The organism is Methylobacterium sp. HJ2 (assembly GCF_056431005.1).
Genome location: NZ_JBWJYM010000005.1, coordinates 177126 through 196638 on the forward strand (window position 1 = coordinate 177126; position 19513 = coordinate 196638).

The following is a 19513-nucleotide window of genomic DNA, read 5'->3' on the forward strand; positions in this document are numbered from 1 at the left end:
CATCGGCGTGATGGTGGGCAATGCGGGATGCGCGCGTCCGTTCCGTCCTCCCCCTTCCGGGGGGCCTCCGGAGCGGCCTCACAGCTCCAGGGCGAGGGTCACCGGCGCGTGGTCGGAGGGGCGCTCCCAGCCCCGGGCCTCGCGCGAGACGCTGACGCTGCGCACCGTGCCGGCGAGATCGGGCGAGACCCAGGTATGGTCGAGGCGCCGTCCCTTGTCGGCCGCCGCCCAGTCGGGCGAGCGGTAGCTCCACCACGTGTAGATCTTCTCCGGCTCGGGGGTGAGGTGGCGGGCCGCGTCGATCCAGCCGGCCTCGCCGCGCAGCGTCTCCAGGGCCTCGGTCTCGGCGGGGGTGTGGCTCACCACGTCGAGGAGCTGGCGGTGCGACCAGACGTCGTGCTCCAGCGGCGCCACGTTGAGGTCGCCGACGAGGATCGCCGGGCCCGAGACCCGGCGCCCGCCCCAGGCGCGCAGCTCGGCCAGGAAGTCGAGCTTGTGCGCGAATTTCGGGTTGAGGGTCCGGTCCGGCACGTCGCCGCCGGCCGGCACGTAGAAATCGTGGAGCACGATGCCCGCGGCCTTGCCGGCCTCCGGCCCCAGCACCGCCGAGATGTGGCGCGCGTCCGGGCGCTCGCAGAAACCCATCACGTCCCGGCTCAGCAGGGGGAAGCGCGACAGGATGGCGACGCCGTTGTAGCCCTTCTGCCCGGCGAAGACGACGTGCGCGTAGCCCGAGCCCGCGAGCGCCGCCAGGGGGAAGGCCTCGTCCGGGCACTTGGTTTCCTGCAGGCAGAGCACGTCCGGGCGGTTCTCGGCGAGGAAGCGCAGCACGGAATCGATGCGCAGGCGCACCGAGTTGATGTTCCAGGTGGTGACGGTGAGGCGCACGGGCGGGGTCCCGAACCGGTCGGAGGAGGGGCGATGCTCTAGCCGATTCCGGCGCCCGGGACGATGCGTCCGGGCCGCGCCCGCGCGATTTGCCGTGCACCGGGCCGGCGAAGGCGGTATGGGCGCGGCTCCGATCCCGTCCGAGGCATCCCTCGTGCCGTCCGTCCGCTCCGCCCTCTTCAGCGCCTACTGGGCCGCCTGGACCGCGCTGTTCCTGCTCCCCCTCGCGGTCTTCGCCGCGAGCGGCTCCCCGGCCCGCCCGATCCGGGCGGCGACGCGGCTGTGGGCCCGCGGCATCCTGTTCGGCCTCGCCCGGATCGTCGGGCTGCGCTACGTCGAGGAGGGCCGCGAGCACATCCCCGCCGGGCCCTGCCTGATCGTGGCCAACCACCAATCCGCCTGGGAGACGCTGGCCTTCCTGATCCTGGTGCCGGACGTGGCCATCATCGCCAAGCGCGAGCTGGTCTCGATCCCGGTGGTCGGGTGGTTCCTGCGCCGCTCGCCGATGATCATCATCGACCGGGCGAACGGCACCCAGGCCCTGCGCACCATGATCGACGAGAGCAAGGCCGCGGCGGCGGCGGGGCGCTCCGTGCTGATCTTCCCCGAGGGGACGCGCGGCACGATCAACGCGCCGCTGCGCTTCAAGCGCGGCGTGGAGCTGCTCTACGGCCGGCTCGGCCTGCCGGTCCTGCCGGTGGCGGTGAATTCCGGACTGTACTGGCCCAGCGGCTCGCGCACGCGGGCCGGCACCGTGACGGTGAGCTACCTCGCGCCCCTCGAGGCGGGCCTGCCCGCGAGCGCCTTCATGGACGGCACCGAGGGCGCGATCGAGCGCGAGCTCGATCGCTGGCGCCCGGCGGCCCGCGCCCTCGAGCCGGCCTGATCCGCCGACCGGGCGGGCGGGATCACGGGTTCTGCGACTGGCGGATGCGCTCGGCCATCGCCTTGTCCTCGGGCCGGCCGTAATTGATGAAGAACAGCGTCCCGTCGACGGGCTTGCCCTTCTGCAGGTTCGAGAGCTGCACCGTGGTGAGGTAGCCCTGCGGATCGGTGATCCGCCACTGCGACAGGGTCTTCATCTCGGCATCGAAATAGAGCTGAATCTTCGAGGTACCGCCGAAGGTGGAGCGGTCCTCCAGCGCGATGCGGATACCGCCGGGCTCGTTCGTCACCTCGGAGACGCTGAGGTCGCGGGCGAGGTCGATCTTCTCGCGCAGCAGGAATTTCAGCGGCGTCTGGGCGATGAAGTAGGTGTCCTGGGTGTTGAGCTTGCGGTCGCGCACGGCCACCGACTGGCCGTCGGCGACCACCTCCAGCGGCGAGGGCTGGTCGTAGTCGAAGCGCAGGCGCCCGGGCTTGGCGAGCGTCAGCTTGCCACCGATCCGGCGCCCGTCGCCGCTGATCTGCATGAAGGTGCCGGTCAGCGTGGTCAGGCCGTTGAAGTAGGCGTTGGCCTGGGCGAGCACGGTGGCGGGGTCGGCGGGCTCGAGCGCGGCGGCGGCCGCCGGCGCGCCGACGGCGGCGACCTTCGGCTCCGTCGGGACGGACTTGGCCCCCGGGCCGCCCTTGATGCTGCCGGTCTTGTCGTTCGGGGCCTTGTCGGCCGCGCCCTTCTCGGCGCCCTTGTCGACGGCTTTGCCGTGCTCCCGGGCCGCGTCCTTCTGGGGCTTGGTGGCGGGCTTCCTGGCGGCCGGCGCGGGCGCGGCGGGGGGCGCCTCGGGCGCGGCCTCGGGCGGGGGGGCCGGGGCCGGCTGCTCCTTCCGGCCGAACAGGTTGTCGAAGAAGGCGCCGACCTGGGCGTCCGCGGGCGCGACGGGGGCGAGCCAGGCGGCGAGGACGAGCAGCGAGCCGGCGACGGGGCTGGTGCGGCGGCCGATCATCGTGGGCGTTCTCCTGCGGGCGCGCCCGGACGGGGCTCTGGCGGGGGCCCGCCGGGAGGGACGGGATTGCGCTTAGAGACCGCCGCTGTGGCGAAGATGCGACGCCGGCCCGGGATCGGGCCGGCGGGTGTTCCCCTGGAGGCGACGCGGGGGCATCGCCGAGCGGGGGTCAATCGTCGTCGTAGAGGCCGACGCCGGCCGCGTGGTGGCCGCCCTCGACCAGGATCTCGCGCTTGCCGGCATGGTTGGCCGGGCCGACGATGCCCTCGATCTCCATCCGCTCCATCAGCGAGGCGGCGCGGTTGTAGCCGATCTGCAGGCGGCGCTGGATGTAGCTCGTCGAGGCCTTCTGGTCGCGCAGCACCACCTGCACCGCCTGCTCGTAGAGCTCGCCGCCCGCCTCGCCCCCGGTGGCGGCCACGAAGGCGCCGACGTCGAAGACCGGGGCGTCGGCCTCCTCGCGCTCCTCGGCGCGCTCGGCCCGGGCCTTGCCGTCACCCTTGCCCTCGCCCTTTCCGCCCTTGGCGGCGGGCTCGTCGGCGCCGTCGTCGGCGGTGACGGCGTCGAGATAGGCGGGCCGGCCCTGGCGCTTCAGGTGGGCCACCACGCTCTCGACCTCGGCATCCGAGCAGAACGGGCCGTGCACCCGCGTCGTGCGCCCGCCCCCGGCCATGAACAGCATGTCGCCCTGGCCCAGAAGCTGCTCGGCGCCCATCTCGCCCAGGATCGTGCGCGAGTCGATCTTGCTCGTCACCTGGAAGCTGATCCGCGTCGGGAAGTTCGCCTTGATCGTGCCGGTGATCACGTCCACCGACGGGCGCTGGGTCGCCATGATCAGGTGGATGCCCGCCGCCCGCGCCATCTGCGCCAGCCGCTGGATCGCGCCCTCGATGTCCTTGCCCGCCACCATCATCAGGTCGGCCATCTCGTCGACCACGATCACGATGTAGGGCAGAGGCGTGAGGTCCATCGCCTCGTCCTCGTACACCGCCTCCCCCGTGTGCCGGTCGAAGCCCGTCTGTACCGTGCGGGTGATGGTCTCGCCGCGCTCCTGCGCCTCCTTCATCCGGGCGTTGTAGCCGTCGATGTTGCGCACGGCGATCTTGGCCATCTTCTTGTAGCGCTCCTCCATCTCGCGCACGGCCCATTTGAGGGCGATGACCGCCTTCTTCGGGTCGATGACGACGGGCGACAGGAGGTGCGGGATGCCGTCGTAGACGGACAGCTCCAGCATCTTGGGATCGACCATGATCAGGCGGCACTCCTCCGGCTTCATCCGGTAGAGCAGCGACAGGATCATGGTGTTGATGGCCACCGACTTGCCCGAGCCGGTGGTGCCGGCCACCAGCAGGTGGGGCATGCGCGCGAGGTCAGCGATAATCGGCTCGCCGCCGATGTTCTTGCCGAGGCACAGCGCCAGCTTCTGCTTCGTCTCGGCGAAGTCCGGGGCGCACAGGAGCTCGCGCAGGTAGACCGTCTCGCGGGTCTCGTTCGGCAGCTCGATGCCGATCACGTTGCGGCCGGGCACGACGGCGACGCGGGCGGAGACCGCCGACATCGAGCGGGCGATGTCGTCCGACAGGCCGATCACGCGGGACGACTTGGTGCCGGGCGCGGGCTCCAGCTCGTAGAGGGTGACGACCGGGCCGGGCCGCACCGCCAGGATGTCGCCGCGCACCCCGAAATCCTGCACGGTCTGCTGCAGGTTCAGCGCGTTCTGCTCCAGGACGTCGGCATCGACCTCGGCGCTGCCGCCGACGGGCGGCAGGGCCAGAAGTTCGAGCGACGGCAACAGGTAATCGGCGTTCGCGAAGGCCGCGACCTCGAGATGGCGGCCGGCCGGGATCAGGTGCGGGCGGCCGACAAGCGGCAGGTTCGTCGGGGCGCTCGGGGCGGGGAGGGGGGTCGCGGCCGGCGCCTCGGGCTCCGCCGCGACGGCGGGCCGGGCGAGCGCGACGATCAGGCCGTCCGGGGCGACGGCGGGAGCGGCTTCCGCCGGCTGCTGAACGGGAGCCGCCTCCTGCGCCGGGGCGGCTTCTTGCACCGGAGCGGGCTCCTGCACCGGGGCAGCCTTGCCGCGCAGCAGGACCGGGCGCGCCGGGATCGGCGTCGCGACCGTCGCGACCGTGCCGGCCGGGCCGGGCAGCGGCGCCTCGGACGGGATCGGGGAGGCGGCAGGCGCTGCGTCCACGGGGCCGGACGTCGCGTCCGCGGGGCCGGACGTCGCGTCCGCGGGGCCGGACGTCGCGGCGGACGGCTCGGGCTGGCGGGCCGGGCGGATCGCCGCGCGGGCGGCCATCGCCGAGAGCGCCGCCGGGCGGGACGCCGCGGCCCCGGCGAGGGGCGCGGGCTCGGCAGCGGGCGCCTCGGCGCCCGGTCCGAACACCAGCGACAGTACGGGGCGCGGCGGCAGGAAGGCGGCCTCGGCGGCGCGGGCGTCGGCGTTGTCCTGCAGGTCGGCGGGGCGGGGCGGCATGTCGAAGCGCACCAGCCGGTCGAGCACGTAGACGGGCTTGGGCGGCAGCGAGCGCAGGTGCGAGATGTCGACGGGCACCGAGACGTAGCCCGCGCTCCCGCCGGGCTGGATCGCCGGGGCGGAGGGCGTCGGCGCGTCGCCGCCGGCCGCGGCGGACTCCGGCTCCACGGACGCTTGCGGCTCGGCGCAACCTTCGGGCTCGGCGGGGGACTCGGATTCGAGCGCGCTCCAGGCCTCGACGGCGGTGAAGCCGTCCTCGCCGAACCAGGGCTGCACGGCCGACCATTCGGGCAGGTCGGAGAGGTCGCCGGTCTCTGCGGCGGGCTCGGGCGCGGCGATCATCGGCACCGGCGGCACCGGCCCGTCGGAGACGTGCTCGGCCTGGAGCTCGATCTGAAGCTCGACCTGCGGCCGGGCCGGGCGCCGGTCCGGGGTCCGGAAGAAGCGCACGCCCGGGGGCGCCACGAAGGGCTGGCGCCACAGGGGCACCGGCGTGGCGGAGAGCCGGGCGGCCTCCGCGGCGTCGCGCTCGGCCTCGGCCTCGAGGCGGGCGGCCTCCGCGCGCTCGGCCTCGAGCCGGGCCGCCTCGTCGGCGCGGGCGGCAGCCTCCCGGGCACGGGCCGCCTCCGCCTCGGCGAGAGCGGCGGCCTGCGCCTCGGCGCGAGCCCGGTCGAGGGCGGCGCGCTCGGCCTCCAGGGCGCGCTGGCGGCGTTCCTGCAGGATGGTGTCGGGCGTGCGGGTGAAGCGCACGGCCGAGGCGGGGCCGGGCGCGGCGGAGGCGGCGTAGCCCGTCGCGAGCGGCCGGCCCGGGGCGACGGCCTGTGCGGGCATCGGCGCGGCGGGCAGGGGCGCGCCCTCGGGCGCGATCGCGGCCGGGCGCCGGGGCTGGCGCACCAGCATGCCGGGCGTCGAGGCGGCGTGGTCGATGCGGCTCTCCGCCCGCTGCGGCTCGACGCCCTCGAAGCCCGCGCGGTCGTCGAAGACGTGCTCGGGCCAGCCGGACGCGGCCAAGCCCGGATCGGCGGCGCCCTGCCAGACCGGCGCGGCGCGGCCTTGCCAGGCGGGCTCGCCCGCATCGGACGCGCGCGCGCCCTCGCGGCCCGTCATCGCGGCGGGCGCCGTGAGCCAGGTCTGGGTCGGACGGGGCAGGTTGTAGGCCGGATGGCGCGGTGCGCCGCCCAGGCGCCGGGTCAGGCTGGCGCGCAGCGACATCAGCCGGTGGGCGAGCGCCCCGAGGGTCAGGCCGGGCCGGTCGACGCCGCGGCCGGGACGCGAGGGATCACGGTGTGAGTAGGGAGGCCGTCCCGATGCGCGCATGGGTGCTCAAGCAAACTCGGATACAGGGGCCGCCGGAGGGCGGGGCGGGTCACCCGTGAGTTAGGCGCGTCGTCGTTAACAGAGGCTTGAGCCGGCCTCTCGGCCGCGGTCCCGTCCGCTCCTGTCCTTCCGCTCCGGTCCCTGGCCCCCTGCCCCGCCCGCATCCGGGCCGGAGCGGTCCGCGCCGCCCGCGCTGCAACGGACGCGGCGCTCGCGCTCTTGTCCCCGTGTGCCGGCGGCGCCCATTTCGGCGGCGGCGCGCTATAGAGGATCCGCCAGCGCATACCCGCATGCCCGCTCCTACCCCACGCGAGGTCGGCCCACCGTGACGCAGCCCGCTTCCGCTCCCGAGTTCCGCTCGCTCTACCGCCATGGCTTCGCCCGCGTGGCCGCCTGCACCGGGCACAGCCACCCGGCCGATCCGGAGCGCAACGCCGAGGCCGTGCTGGCCCTGGCGCGCGACTGCCACGCGGCCGGGGCGGTGCTGGCGGTCTTCCCCGAGCTCTGCCTCTCGGCCTACGCCATCGAGGACCTGCTGCTGCAGGAGACGCTGCTCGACGCCGTGGAGGAAGCCGCCGCCCGGGTGATCGCGGCATCCGCGGCCCTGCGTCCCCTCCTCGTCGTCGGCGCGCCCCTGCGCTGGCGCAACCGGATCTACAACGCGGCGCTGGCGATCCAGGGCGGCCGGCTCCTCGGGGCGGTGCCCAAGAGCTACCTGCCGAACTACCGGGAATTCTACGAGAAGCGCCATTTCGCCTCCGGCATCGGGCTCTCCGGCGAGACCGTGCGGGTCGGCGGCCACGCGGCTCCGTTCGGCACCGACCTGCTGTTCACGGCCGAGGACCTGCCCGGCTTCACCCTCGGCATCGAGATCTGCGAGGATCTCTGGGTGCCGGAATCCCCCGGCATGCGCGCCGCCCTCGCGGGCGCCAGCGTTCTCGCCAACCCCTCGGGCAGCCCGATCACCGTGGGGCGGGCGGACGCGCGCGCGCTCCTGACGCGGTCGGCCTCGATGCGGGCCTCCTGCGCCTACGTCTACGCCGCGGCGGGGACGGGCGAATCCACCACCGACCTGTCCTGGGACGGCCAGACCTCGATCGACGAGGCCGGCGTGCGGCTGGCCGAGGGCGAGCGCTTCGCGACCGGCCCCGTGGCGACGCTGGCCGACATCGATCTCGACCTCCTCGCCCAGGACCGGCGCCAGGCCGGCAGCCTCGACGACAACGCCGTCGCCGCCGGCGGCGCGCCCTATCGCCGGATCGGCTTCCGGCTCGACCCGCCGGCGGGCGATCTCGGCCTGATGCGCCGGGTCGAGCGCTTCCCCTTCGTGCCGGCCGAGCCCGCCCGCCTCGAGAAGGATTGCTACGAGGCCTACAACATCCAGGTGGCGGGGCTCGCCCAGCGCCTCGCGGCCACCGGCACCCGCAAGGCGGTGATCGGGGTCTCGGGCGGGCTCGATTCGACCCACGCCCTGATCGTCATCGCCAAGGCCTTCGACCGGCTCGGGCTGCCGCGCTCCGACATCCTCGCCTACACGCTGCCGGGCTTCGCCACCTCGGCGGGCACCAAGGCCAACGCCCACGCGCTGATGCGGGCGATGGGCTGCACCGCCGCCGAGATCGACATCCGCCCGAGCGCCCGCCAGATGCTCGCCGACATGGACCACCCCTACGCGCGGGGCGAGGCGGTCTACGACACCACCTTCGAGAACGTGCAGGCGGGCCTGCGCACCGACTACCTGTTCCGCCTCGCCAACCGGCACGGCGGCATCGTGGTGGGCACGGGCGACCTCTCGGAGCTGGCGCTCGGCTGGTGCACCTACGGCGTCGGCGACCAGATGAGCCATTACGCGGTCAACGCGGGCGTGCCCAAGACCCTGATCCAGCACCTGATCCGCTGGGTGATCGCCTCCGGGCAGGTGGGGGCGGAGGAATCGCGCACGCTCCAGGCGGTGCTCGACACCGAGATCTCGCCCGAGCTCGTGCCGATGGACGCCGACGACAGCCCGCAGAGCACGGAGGCCACGATCGGTCCCTACGCCCTGCAGGACTTCACCCTGTTCTACACCCTGCGCTACGGCTTCCGGCCCTCGAAGATCGCCTTCCTCGCCCTCCACGCCTGGGGCGAGGCGGAGCGCGGGGTCTGGCCGCCGGACTTCCCCGAGGCCAAGCGCGTCGCCTACGGCCTGCCCGAGATCCGGCGCTGGCTCCACGTCTTCCTGGCGCGCTTCTTCGGCTTCAGCCAGTTCAAGCGCTCGGCCCTGCCGAACGGCCCGAAGGTCGCGGCCGGCGGCGCCCTGTCGCCCCGCGGCGACTGGCGCGCGCCCTCCGACGGCTCCGCCCGAATCTGGCTCGACGAGCTGGAGCGCAACGTTCCGCAGGCCTGAGCCGGGCCCGGCAACGCGGCCTCGCGGCGGTGGGGCGCGAGCCCGCGCGGGCGAGAACCGGGCAAGCGAGAACCCGAGCAAGCGAGAACCCACGCGGGCGAGGCCTCGGCCCGCCGACCCGAACCTCCCGGCGCCGGGAGCGGGGGCGCCATGCCGGATCCGCAGGCGCGAAACCGACGCGCAAAACCCCCGACACAAACCGGACCGATTGTGTGATTATACACACGGTCAAGCTGATTCTTCGCGGCGCACAACGCAGAGGCGAATCGGCAGAGGGGCAGCCACGCGGAGGAGTTCCGATGCGAAGCTACAACCTGTTCCGCCTGCGGAGCGTCGAGGGGCTCTGCTGCGCGGTGCCCGAGGTCTGCACGGTGCCGGCCTTCCTGGGGGGCGGGCGCTGGACCTTCGAGGGCAAGCTCGGGAACGGGGACGGCCTGCCCCTGGACTTCGACGGGCGCGCCGCCGACGCCTCCGTGCGCTTCAACGGCTTCTACCTGTTCCAGACCGTGGACCGGCGCTACACGGCCTGACGAGCGCGGCGGCCGGATATCCAAGATGCCTGCGCGATCACGAGAAATGTTCCTTAAGGGCTGCTGTGCCAGGATCGGCGAAACGATCCGGAGTTTGGCACGATGTCGATGGAGCATCGCAACGAGGTGCGGCAGCGGGTTTTCCTGAAGGGGCGGATCCGATTCAACAACGGCGCCTCGACGATGGATTGCCTGGTACGGGATTTCTCGGCCGCCGGCGCCCGCCTCGCGCTCAGCGAGACGGCGACCCTGCCGGAGATCTTCGACCTGCACATCCCGCAGAAGGAGCGCACCTACCGGGCGACCCTGCGCTGGCGCCGCGAAGACGGCGTCGGCGTGACCTTCGCCGACGATCCGGTGCGCGTGCCGGCGCCCGCTCCCGCGGCGGCGCCCGTGCCGGCCGAGCCCCCGGTCGACGGCTCGATGACGCTGCTGCTGCGCCGGGTGAGCGAGCTCGAGGCGGAGAACGCGACGCTGCGCCGCCTGCTCGCGGACATGGTCCAGCCGGGCACGGAGGCCGGCACGGCCTGAGCGGAGCGCGGCGAGGACCGGCGGCCTCGGGGCCGGCCAGCGGACGGCCTCAGGACCGGCCGCGCAGGAGATCCCGGGCCAGCGCGGGTGCGGCCCGCGCGAGAAGGGCGGCCCCGCGCAGCACCTCGGCGATCTCGGCCCCCGAGCGGCGCAGCGCCGCCTGGGCGAGCCGCATCGGGATCTGGGCCAGGAAGGCGGCGGCGAGCAGCGCCAGCGCGACAACCCGCCCGTGGTGCTTGCCCGCATACTGGACCTGGGCGCGCAGGAAGCAGAGCAGGCGGTGCGCCTTGGCGGCGCGGGTCGTCCCCTGGCCCTCGTGCCGAATCACCGCCCCGGCCACGTGCCGGACCCGGAAGCCCGCCGCGCGGGCGCGCACGCAGAGGTCCACATCCTCGTAATAGACGAAGAAGCGCGGGTCGAAGCCGCCGAGGCGCGCGAAGAGCGGACGGCGGATCATCAGGAAGGCGCCCATCACCTGATCGACGTCGCGGTCCTCCAGATGGTCCCACCCGGTCAGGAAATGCCCCGGCACGAGGCCGAGCCGGTCGAGGCGCAGGGCCTGCCCGAGGAGGCTCGCGGCGGTGGGCGCCCGGGCGCAGCTGCGCTCGACCGTGCCGTCCGCACCGACCTGACGGGCACCGACGATCCCGATCCCCGGATCGGCGAGCAAGGCGGCGTGCGCCGTCGCGAGGGCGGCCGCGTCGACGCGGGCATCGGGGTTGAGGAACAGGATCGCCTCGGCGGTTCCCCGCGCGGCGCCGAGGTTGCAGGCCCGGCCGAAGCCGAGATTTCGCCCGGCGCGGATCAGCGCGGCGCCGTCCGGCAATCCGTCCGCGGAGCCGTCCCGCGAGGCGTTGTCGACCACCACGACCCGCAGGTCGAGGGTCTGCCCCAGGGCCTGCCCCGCCGCCGCGAGGCTCCGCACGCAGGCGCGCACGAGGTCGCCCCCGTTCCAGTTTACGATCACCACGTCGAGGGCGGGCAGGCTCACGGCAAGCCCCGCGGCGGAGCGTCGGACGAGCCCCGCGGCGGAGCGTCGGACGCGCCCCGCGGGTGAGCGTCGAGGAAGCCGTCCGGCGACGCGTCGGGCAGGTCGCCCGGCGGCCCGAGGCGGCCGGACAGCCCGTCGCGCACCGCCCCGAGCAGGCGCCGCAGCACGGCAGGGCGGAAGCCCGCATCCGCCCAGTACAGCCCGGCCTGGACCGGCAGGTAGGCGAGCTGGCGCAGCTTCCAGCGCAGGGGCACATGCGGCAGGCGCAGCCCGTAGGCGGAATTGCGCAGGTAGGTCGCCATGCGAAAGAGCGGCTGGCGCGGCATGGCGATGCCGAGCAGGGGCGCGCGGATCACCCCGCCGCCGACGTGATGGGCGATCACGGCGTCCTCCTCCATCCAGCAGCCGTAGCCCGCGGCCCAGGCGCGGAAGCACCATTCGAGATCGACCGCGTCGATGAAGTAATCGGCTCGGAACGGCCCGATCCGGGCGAAGGCCGAGAGGTCGATCAGGGATCCGGTGGTGGCCAGGAACGCCACCGGCACGCGCGAGCCGCGCCGCGCGACCCCCGGCCAGGCCGGGTAGGCCGGCGCCTTGTGGGCGGGATCGTCCGTGGCCGGGCGCGGGCCCACCACCGCGGCGGGGCGGGGCGCCTCGGCCAGGGCGGTCATCGCCGCGGAAAGGGCCGGGACGAGGCCGAGCGAGGAGCCGGCATCCTGGTCGAGGAGCAGGAGGCGCTCCAGGCCCAGCCCGGCGGCCTCCGCCGCGATAGCGTTGAGGGCGGCCGCGATGCCGAGGTTGCGGCCGGCCGACAGGAACCGGATGCCGGCCGCCGCGAGGGCCTCGGCCGCCCCCGCGGGCAGGCCGCCGTTCTCGAAGGCGATGACGGGCCCGGCCTCCCGCGCGGCGAGGCGCAGCAGACCGGCGACCTGCTCCGCGCTCGGCCGGTAGAGGGTGACGCCGATGGCGATGGGGGGCTCGCCGCGGTCGGGGGCGTTTGCGGCGGCTCTCGGGTCCATCGGGTCCGTGGGGCGGCGTCGGCCGGGCGCCCGCGCGGGCGGGGCGGCCCCGGGCTACGCCCCCGCGCCCGCCCCCGTCAATCGGCGCATGGGCCGGGCCGGCGCGGCGCCCGCGCGACGCCGACGACCCGCCGTCCCGAACGGCGCGTCCGGATCGCGGCTCACTCCTCCACGGTCCCGTGCGGCGAGGGGACGCGGCGCCCCTTGCGGGGAGGGGCCGAGCGCCGGGCCGCGGCGGCGTTGAACGAGGCGCGGACCCGGTCGGCCAGTTCCGAGCGGCGGTAGGGCTTGCCGAGCACGTCCATGTCGGTCGCCCGCGGCCCCTCGGCCACCAGTTCCTCGTTGTAGCCCGTGGTCAGCAGAACCGGCAGGCCGGGGCTCAGGCCGCGCAGGCGCTCGGCCAGGACGAGGCCGTTGATGCCGCCCGGCATGACGAGGTCGGTGAACAGGAAGTCGACCCGGCCCTCCGCCTGGTCGTACACCCGCAGGGCCTCCTCGCCGCTGCGGGCCGAGAGCACCGTGTAGCCGAGGCGGCCGAGATGGCCGCAGGCGAGATCGAGCACGTCCTCGCTGTCCTCGACCACCAGGATCGTCTCGGCGCCGCGCGGATCCTCCCGGACCGGGGAGGCACGCTCGCCGTGGCGCGGCTCCGTCATCTGGGCGGCGTGGGCGGCGGTGGGGAAGATCATCCGGATCGTGGTGCCGCGGCCCGGGACGCTGTCGATCTCCAGGCGCCCGCGCGACTGCTGCACGAAGCCGTGCACCATGGCGAGGCCGAGCCCGGTGCCCTTGCCGACGTCCTTGGTGGTGAAGAACGGCTCGGTGGCGCGCTCGACCACGTTGGCGGGCATGCCCTCGCCCTCATCGCGGATGGCGAGCACCACGTAGTCGCCAGGGGGCAGCGGCTGGTCCTCCGCCTCGCCGTCCTGGAGGCGCAGGAGCGAGGTGGCGGCGGTGACGGTGCCGCCGCTCGGCATCGCGTCGCGGGCGTTGATCAGCACGTTGAGGAGGGCCATCTCGAGATGGTCGGGATCGACGAGGCAGGGCGGCAGGCGCTGCTTCAGGTCGAGGCGCATCTCGATCTGCGAGCCGAGCGTCGTCTCGAGCATGTCCTCCATCTCGATGAAGATGGCGTTGAGGTTGGTGGGCTTGGGCTCGAGCCGCGTCTTGCGGGCGAAGGCGAGGAGCTGGCGCGTCAGCTTCGAGCCGCGGTCGACGGAGCGGCGCGCGGTGTCCAGCGCCCGCCTCTGGCGCTCGCTCAGGGACTCGTCGCCCAGCACCTCGATCGTGCCCTCGACGATCTGCAGCATGTTGTTGAAGTCGTGCGCGAGGCCCGCCGTGAGCTGGCCGATCGCCTCCATCTTCTGGGCGTGCCGGAAGGCCTGCTCGGAGGTGCGCCGCCGGGTGATGTCGAGCTGGCTCGCGAAGAAGTACAGCAGCCGCCCGTCGGTGTCGTAGACCGGGCCGATGAAGACGCCGTTCCAGAACGGGGTGCCGTCGCGCTTGTAGTTCAGGATCTCGGTGGCGATCGCGCGCTGCTCCTGCACCGCCTCGCGCAGCTCCCGCACGGTCTCGCGGCTGGTCTGCGCGCCCTGCAGGAAGCGGCAGTTGCGCCCGAGGATCTCGTCCTCCTCGTAGCCGGTAAGGTCGAGGAAGGCGCGGTTGGCGAAGGCGATCGGGTTGTCGGGGATGTTCGGATCCGTGAGGATCATCGGCATCCGCGTCATCTCGATCGCGGCGAAGAACACGTCGCTGCGGTCGTCGAGGCCGGGGCGCGAGATCGTGCCCTCGCGCCAATGCATGACGCCCGGCCCGCCGGTGGGCGAGAACGAGATGCCCTCGACCTGGCCGGCCGCGGGCCGGCCGCGGCTGCCCGCACGCACGTCGACGGCGGCGGGCTTGCCCGCATCCGCGCCGCGATGGGGCTGGCGCCCCGTGTCGTCGTCCGTCATCCGCATCCCCCGGTCCGTCGGCGTTGCAGGCCGCGCACGTCCCTCCACAACACCGCCCGGACCCGGACGTTGCCTCGACGGCCGTTGCGCCGGCACGCGGGGGGACCGGGATCGCGCCTCCGGCTCACCGGCGCGCGGCCTCGCGCCGGCCGACACCCAGCGCCTCATTGACCTTCGCCAGCAGGTCGGCCCGGCGATAGGGCTTGTCGAGGATCGGAAATTCGCCGGGGCTCGATCCGTCGCCGCGCAGGTGCAGCGCGGCGTGGGCGTAGCCGGTGGTGAGGAGCACCGCGAGGCCCGGCCGGAGCGTGCGGGCCGCGCGGGCGAGATCCAGCCCGTTCAGGCCGCCGGGCATCACCACGTCGGTGAACAGCAGGTCGATGCCGGTCTCGGCCCGCGCCAGCACGGCCTGCGCCTGGGCCCCGTCGGCCGCCCGCAGGACGCGGTAGCCGGCATCGCTCAGCACCGATTCGGCCACGTCGCCGACCTCGGCCTGATCCTCGACCAGCAGCACCGTCGCGCCGTCGACCGGGCGCGGGCCCGGCTCCGGGGCGGCCGGGGCGGCGATCGCCTCGGGCGCATCGGCCTCGCAGGCCGGCAGCAGCAGCCGCACGGTGGTGCCGCTCCCGGGCGTGCTGTCGACCAGAACGCTGCCGCCCGATTGCTTCATGAAGCCGAACACCATCGCGAGCCCGAGCCCGGTGCCCTTGCCCTGCTCCTTGGTGGTGAAGAACGGCTCGAACACCCGGGCGCGCACCGCCTCGGACATGCCCGCGCCCGTATCCTGCACGGCGATCTCGACGTAGCGGCCGGGCGCGAGGTCGGCGACGACCGCCTCGGCGGCTCCGAGGACGCGGTTGCGGGTGGCGATGACGAGGCGCCCGCCGCCCGCGAGCCCCTCGCCCTCCAGCATGGCGTCGCGGGCGTTGACGGCGAGGTTGAGCAGGGCGTTCTCGAGCTGGTGGGGATCGACCCGGGCGGGCCAGAGGTCGGCCGACAGGTCCGTCTCCAGGGCGACGAGTTCGCCCAGCGTCCGGCTCAGGAGCTCGGTCATGCCGCCGACGAGGGCGTTGGCCACCAGGGTGTCGGGGGCGAGCTGCTGGCGCCGGGCGAAGGCGAGCAGGCGATGGGTGAGCACGGCGGCGCGCTCGGCCCCCTTCAGGGCGTTGGCGATGAGGCGGTGGGTGCGCGCCTCGTCCCCGGCCGCGACGCTGCGCCGGGCCATGTCCATGTTGCCGGTGACGACGGTGAGCAGGTTGTTGAAATCGTGCGCGATGCCGCCGGTGAGCTGGCCCACCGCCTCCATCTTCTGGGCCTGGGCGAGCGCCGCCTGGGCCTCGACCAGCTCGCAGGTGCGTGCCTCGACGCGCTCCTCCAGGGTCTCGTTCAGGCGGCGCAGCTCCTCCTCGACGCGGTGGCGGGCGGTGACGTCGAGATTGACTCCCGTCATGGTGCCGGGCGATCCGGGCTCGCTGCCCTCGATCCAGCGCCCGAGCGCGGCGAGCCAGCGCACGGCGCCGTCCTCGGGCACCACCCGGAACTCGCTGCGGAAGGGCACGCCCTCGCGCAGGGTGCGCTGGATCTCGGCATCCACCCGGCCGCGATCCTCGGGATGGATCGCGGCCAGCATCTCGCCGATCGGCAGGGTGCCGCCGCCCTCCGTCGGCGGGGTGCGCGCCCAGAGCCGGAAGGCGCGCTCGGACCAGCGCATGGTCCCGGCCGCGACGTCGTAATCCCAGATGCCGACATCCGCCGCGTCCTTGGCGAGCTGCAGGCGCTGCTCGCTCGCGCGCACGCGCTCCTCGGTCTCGCGCCGCTCGGTCACGTCCTGGGAGACGCCGTACATCACCACGGGACCGCCGTCGGTGATCGCCGCGAGCTGCCCGCGCACCTGCACCCAGTGCACCGAACCGTCCGGCCAGATCACCCGATACTCGACGTCGAGATCGGCGCCCGTGGCGATCGACCGACGCACCGCCTCCGCCTCCCGATCCCGGTCGTCGGGATGGATCGCGGCCACGAGGTCGTCGTAGCCGAAGGGATCGTCCGGCCCGCGCCCGAAATTCGCGCGGCAGGCCGCCGACGCCTCCAGGCGACCGGCGACCGGGTCGAAATCCCAGCGCCCGAGCCGGCCGGCTTCCAGGGCCAGGCGCAGCCGGGCCTCGCCCGCCCGCAGCTCCGCCTCGGCGCGGCCCCGCGCCACCGCCTCCCAGGTGCGGTTGCCGACCTCGCGGGCGAAGTCGCGATCCTCGGGGGGCCAGTCCCGCACCGCGCGGTCGTGGACGTAGATCAGGGCCGAGAGGGTGCCGCCGACGACGAGGGGCACCGAGAGTTGCGACACCGCTCCGTAGGCGGCGTAGCGCCCGGCCGCGTCCGCGGTCAGCGGGTCGGTGGCGAGATCGGGGATGGCCACGGTCTCGCCGAGCCGCAGGCGCTCGGCGTAGGGACGGCCGAAATCCGCGACCGCGAAGCGCCCGACGACGCTCGGCACCCGCCCGTCCGTCCAATCGCGCTCGATCACGTAGAACCCGTCCTCGACGACCGCGTAGCCGGCGCGCGCGCCGCCGAGGGTCCGGCCGAGGATGCGCGCCCCGACCTGCATCGCCGCCCCCGGATGCTCGGCCTCGCGCAGGCGGTCGTCGAGTTCGACGAGGGCCGATTTGCGGATCTCGGCGGCGCGGAGCGCCGCGGCCGTTCGGGCCCGGGCGAGCAGCGCGTGCAGGCGCTCGGCGACGGCCACCGCGAGGGCGACCTCGTCCGGGCGCCAGCGGCGCGGCGCCGGGGCAGCCGCGAGGAGCAGGACGGTGGAGCCGGTCGGCGCCTTGGCGCCGGCCGGAGTTTTGGCGCCCAGGGGAGCGCCGGCGGGCGCCACGGAGCCGAGGAGGGCGCCGGCCGCCGGAAAGGCCGCGCGCAGGCGAACGTCTCCCGGAGCGCGGGCGATGTCGTGCAGCGCGAGGCCGCGCCCGCCCTGCGGCCCGGGCTCCAGCAGGGTGTCGAGGGCTGCGGCGAGGTCGGGGTCGACCGGACCGTAGCGGACGTCCTCCACCCCGAGATGGCGCCCGAGCTCGGCCTCGGCGACGGCGACCAGCGTGGAGGGGTCGTCGATGCCGCGCAGGCGCTGCTCCAGATCGAGCAGGAAGGCTTGGCGCCGCTCGGCGAAGACCCGCCGCGTCGTCTCGGCGACGATGCAGAGGACGCCCCCGACCGCGCCGTCGTCGTCCGGCACCGCGGAGTAGGAGATGTCGAAATAGACCTCTTCCGGGTAGCCGTGCCGGTCGATGTCGAAGCGGCGGTCCTTGGCGACGACGGAGCGGCCGGTCTCGCGCACGCGCCGCAGCAGCGGCTCGAGATCGTCCCAGAGCTCGCGCCAGTTCTCGCGGCCCGGGCGGCCGAAGGCGCGGGGATGCTTGTCGCCGATGGTGGGCGCGTAGGCCTCGTTGTAGAGCGCGGTGAATTCGGGCCCCCAGAACAGCACCACCTCGGCCTCGGCGCAGAGGAGGATCTGCACGGCCGTGCGCAGCGCCGGCGTCCACGTCTGCGGCGGCCCGATCGGCGAGCCCGCCCACTCGGCCGCACGCATCAGCGGGCTCGGCTCGCCGGCGGCGTTGCGGAAGAGCGGCATGGTCGAGGGCAGGGCGACGTTCACCGCGCGCCCGATCCCGGTCGTGGCCGGCCCGTGGGCCAGAGGGCAGGTCCGTCGAGACCGGGCGGGGCCCCCGGCGCGGGGCTGTCCGCTCCGTCAGCGGAAGCGCAAGGCAATCGGTGCAACCTCGGGATGCAGAATGTAGCCGAGCTTAGCGGAGCCGTATTGGCGAGGCCAGACGCGCGCGGGTCACAACCTCGAAATCCCGGCGCGGCAAAGTGGATTCGCGCCCGGGACAGGAGCCCGGGCGCGTCGCCCCTCGCGTGCGTCTCAGTTCCGGGCCGGCGCCGCCGCGGGCCCGTCGGCGCTCGCCCGCTTCTCCGGGTTCTTCGCCTGGCTGTAGGCGACGTTGGAGAAGTTGCCGATCACCGCCGACCAGGGCCGGGCCGCGTCCGTGGAACCGGCCTGCTGGTCCTTGAGGTAGGGCTCCTTGGCCACCTGGCAGAAGACCGTGGTCAGGCCGTTGACGAGGGCGTCGTCGGTGTCCTGGCCGCCGGTCTCGACGGGCTTGCCGCCCTGGGCGGCCTTCACCTGCGGCACCAGCTTGGCGAGCACGGGGACGAACTGCTCCTGGCGCAGGCCCTTGAGCTGGTCGGCGACGCCGACGGTCTCGAAGGTCTTGAGCACCGAATCCTGCGCGACCTCGGCGCAGGGCGCGTTGCCCGCCAGCATGGTCTGGGTCGCCTTGCGGGCGTCCGAGGCGGCGCTGTCGGAGCTGATCGCCGGGGCGCTGTTGCCCCAGGCGTTGCGGATGTAGTCGGTGACGTTGCGGACCTCGACGTCGGTCATCTCCTGGCCGATGGCGATCATCGGGGCGTAGCCGCTCTGGGCGGCGAGCCCCCCGTAGATCACCCGCAGCACCGTCTCGGGTCCGTAGGACTGGACCGAGGTGTTGCCGGCGAGCGCCGGGACCGCGCCGGCGATGCCCTTGCCGTCCGGCTGGTGGCAGGAGGAGCAGTAGGTGAGATAGGTGTCCGCGCCCGGCGCGCCCGGCTTGTTGAAGGCCTGGAGGTCCTTCTCCTTGTAGGTCTGCTTGGCGGGGATCGTGCGCAGGTAGGCGACCATCGCCTTGAGGTCGGCGTCCGTCATCTTGGAGAGCGATTCCTCGATGGTCTGGCGCATCGGGCCGGCGGCGACGCCCGGCCGCGCCCCCGGCGCCGTGCCGGTCTTGAGGTAGGTCACCACGTCGGCGTCGCTCCAGGCGCCGATGCCCTGGTGCCCGTCGGGCGTGATGTTGGGGGCGTACCAGCCGTCGATGACGCCGCCGCCGAACTTGCCCGCGAGGCTCGAATTGCCCACGAGCTTGCGCTCGTTGTGGCACATGCCGCAATGGCCGAGCCCCTCGACGAGGTAGCCGCCGCGGTTCACCTCGGCGCTGGCGTTCGGGTCGGGCTTGAAGCGGTCGTCGCTGAAGAAGGCGGTCCGCCACGTGATCAGCGCGGTGCGGACGTTGAACGGGAACGGGATCTCGTTGTCCTTGCGCTTCTCGCTCACCGGCTCCAGCGACTTGAGGAACGCGAAGATCGCCTTGGTGTCCTCGTCCGAGACCTTGGTGTACCAGCCGAACGGGAAGGCGGGGTAGAGGTACTCGCCCTCGTCGCCGATGCCGTGCCGGAACGCCTTCTCGAAGGTCTCGTAGCTCCACTTGCCGATGCCGGTCTCGGGATCCGGCGTCAGGTTCGGGGTGTAGATCGCACCGATCGGCGTGTTGAGCTTGTAGTTGCCCGCGTAGGGCTTGCCGCCGGGCGCGGTGTGGCAGGCCACGCAATCGCCCGCGGTGACGAGGTAGCGCCCGCGCGCCACGGGATCCTGATCCGCGCCCTGGGCCAGAGCGGGCAGCGGCACCAGCGCGAGTCCCGCCAGGAGCGAGAAGGCAGCGAGGCGATCCATATACCCT

12 protein-coding genes are annotated in these 19513 nt (G+C 74.0%); 4 read left to right on the forward strand and 8 right to left on the reverse strand.

The genetic code is table 11. The annotated features are described in order from the left end of the window. Window positions 1–78: 78 nt before the first annotated feature. Window positions 79–888, reverse strand: a complete 810-nt coding sequence (gene xth, locus ACS5RC_RS14365) for an exodeoxyribonuclease III (protein WP_478344550.1) — start codon at window positions 886–888, stop codon at window positions 79–81. 118 nt (window positions 889–1006) lie between these two features. Here xth and ACS5RC_RS14370 point away from each other — a divergent pair, with 118 nt between their 5' ends. Continuing rightward, window positions 1007–1774 (forward strand): lysophospholipid acyltransferase family protein, encoded by a 768-nt coding sequence (locus ACS5RC_RS14370; RefSeq protein ID WP_478344551.1) that lies wholly within the window; start codon window positions 1007–1009, stop codon window positions 1772–1774. Between the two features lie 22 nt (window positions 1775–1796). On the opposite strand, the gene ACS5RC_RS14375 is transcribed toward ACS5RC_RS14370, so the two are convergent. After that, window positions 1797–2771: an outer-membrane lipoprotein carrier protein LolA gene (locus ACS5RC_RS14375; RefSeq protein ID WP_478344552.1), complete on the reverse strand. Its 975-nt coding sequence runs from the start codon at window positions 2769–2771 to the stop codon at window positions 1797–1799. Window positions 2772–2940: 169 nt separating this feature from the next. Continuing rightward, window positions 2941–6564: a DNA translocase FtsK gene (locus ACS5RC_RS14380; protein ID WP_478344553.1), complete on the reverse strand. Its 3624-nt coding sequence runs from the start codon at window positions 6562–6564 to the stop codon at window positions 2941–2943. 325 nt (window positions 6565–6889) lie between these two features. On the opposite strand from ACS5RC_RS14380, the gene ACS5RC_RS14385 reads away from it, so the two are divergent. The 3 genes from ACS5RC_RS14385 (at window position 6890) to ACS5RC_RS14395 (ending at window position 10011) form a co-directional block, all read left to right on the forward strand. Further along, complete coding sequence (locus ACS5RC_RS14385; RefSeq protein ID WP_478344554.1) at window positions 6890–8950, forward strand: NAD(+) synthase; 2061 nt, start codon at window positions 6890–6892, stop codon at window positions 8948–8950. A 299-nt stretch (window positions 8951–9249) separates the two neighbouring features. Next, window positions 9250–9480, forward strand: a complete 231-nt coding sequence (locus ACS5RC_RS14390; protein ID WP_478344555.1) for a hypothetical protein — start codon at window positions 9250–9252, stop codon at window positions 9478–9480. 102 nt (window positions 9481–9582) lie between these two features. Further along, window positions 9583–10011 carry a PilZ domain-containing protein gene (locus tag ACS5RC_RS14395; protein WP_478344556.1) on the forward strand — a complete coding sequence of 143 codons (429 nt, stop codon included), beginning with the start codon at window positions 9583–9585 and terminating at the stop codon, window positions 10009–10011. A gap of 49 nt (window positions 10012–10060) precedes the next feature. Here the strand turns inward: ACS5RC_RS14395 and ACS5RC_RS14400 are convergent, their stop codons facing one another. The 5 genes from ACS5RC_RS14400 to ACS5RC_RS14420 form a co-directional block, all read right to left on the reverse strand. Further along, window positions 10061–11002 (reverse strand): glycosyltransferase family 2 protein, encoded by a 942-nt coding sequence (locus ACS5RC_RS14400; RefSeq protein WP_478344557.1) that lies wholly within the window; start codon window positions 11000–11002, stop codon window positions 10061–10063. Beyond that, on the reverse strand, window positions 10999–12021 hold the full coding sequence (locus tag ACS5RC_RS14405; protein WP_478344558.1) for a glycosyltransferase family protein: 1023 nt from the start codon (window positions 12019–12021) through the stop codon (window positions 10999–11001). The genes ACS5RC_RS14400 and ACS5RC_RS14405 overlap by 4 nt, the downstream gene beginning before the upstream one ends. Before the next feature lie 161 nt (window positions 12022–12182). Then, entirely contained in the window at window positions 12183–13973 is a 1791-nt protein-coding gene (locus ACS5RC_RS14410; RefSeq protein ID WP_478344559.1) for a histidine kinase famiy protein, read from the reverse strand. Window positions 13974–14097: 124 nt separating this feature from the next. Next, the gene (locus tag ACS5RC_RS14415) at window positions 14098–17619 is read right to left on the reverse strand and encodes a PAS domain-containing protein (RefSeq protein WP_478344560.1); all 3522 of its coding nucleotides are present in this window, start codon (window positions 17617–17619) and stop codon (window positions 14098–14100) included. Window positions 17620–17886: 267 nt separating this feature from the next. Continuing rightward, complete coding sequence (locus ACS5RC_RS14420; protein WP_478344561.1) at window positions 17887–19506, reverse strand: cytochrome c; 1620 nt, start codon at window positions 19504–19506, stop codon at window positions 17887–17889. Window positions 19507–19513 lie beyond the last annotated feature (7 nt).

Excerpts from the sequence above, each read along its gene's own strand:
- ACS5RC_RS14370 (WP_478344551.1), top strand. The coding sequence starts at position 1,007 with ATGGGCGCGGCTCCGATCCCGTCCGAGGCATCCCTCGTGCCGTCCGTC.
- ACS5RC_RS14375 (WP_478344552.1), bottom strand. The coding sequence starts at position 2,771 with ATGATCGGCCGCCGCACCAGCCCCGTCGCCGGCTCGCTGCTCGTCCTC.
- ACS5RC_RS14380 (WP_478344553.1), bottom strand. The coding sequence starts at position 6,564 with ATGCGCGCATCGGGACGGCCTCCCTACTCACACCGTGATCCCTCGCGT.
- ACS5RC_RS14390 (WP_478344555.1), top strand. The coding sequence starts at position 9,250 with ATGCGAAGCTACAACCTGTTCCGCCTGCGGAGCGTCGAGGGGCTCTGC.
- ACS5RC_RS14395 (WP_478344556.1), top strand. The coding sequence starts at position 9,583 with ATGTCGATGGAGCATCGCAACGAGGTGCGGCAGCGGGTTTTCCTGAAG.
- ACS5RC_RS14405 (WP_478344558.1), bottom strand. The coding sequence starts at position 12,021 with ATGGACCCGAGAGCCGCCGCAAACGCCCCCGACCGCGGCGAGCCCCCC.
- ACS5RC_RS14410 (WP_478344559.1), bottom strand. The coding sequence starts at position 13,973 with ATGACGGACGACGACACGGGGCGCCAGCCCCATCGCGGCGCGGATGCG.
- ACS5RC_RS14420 (WP_478344561.1), bottom strand. The coding sequence starts at position 19,506 with ATGGATCGCCTCGCTGCCTTCTCGCTCCTGGCGGGACTCGCGCTGGTG.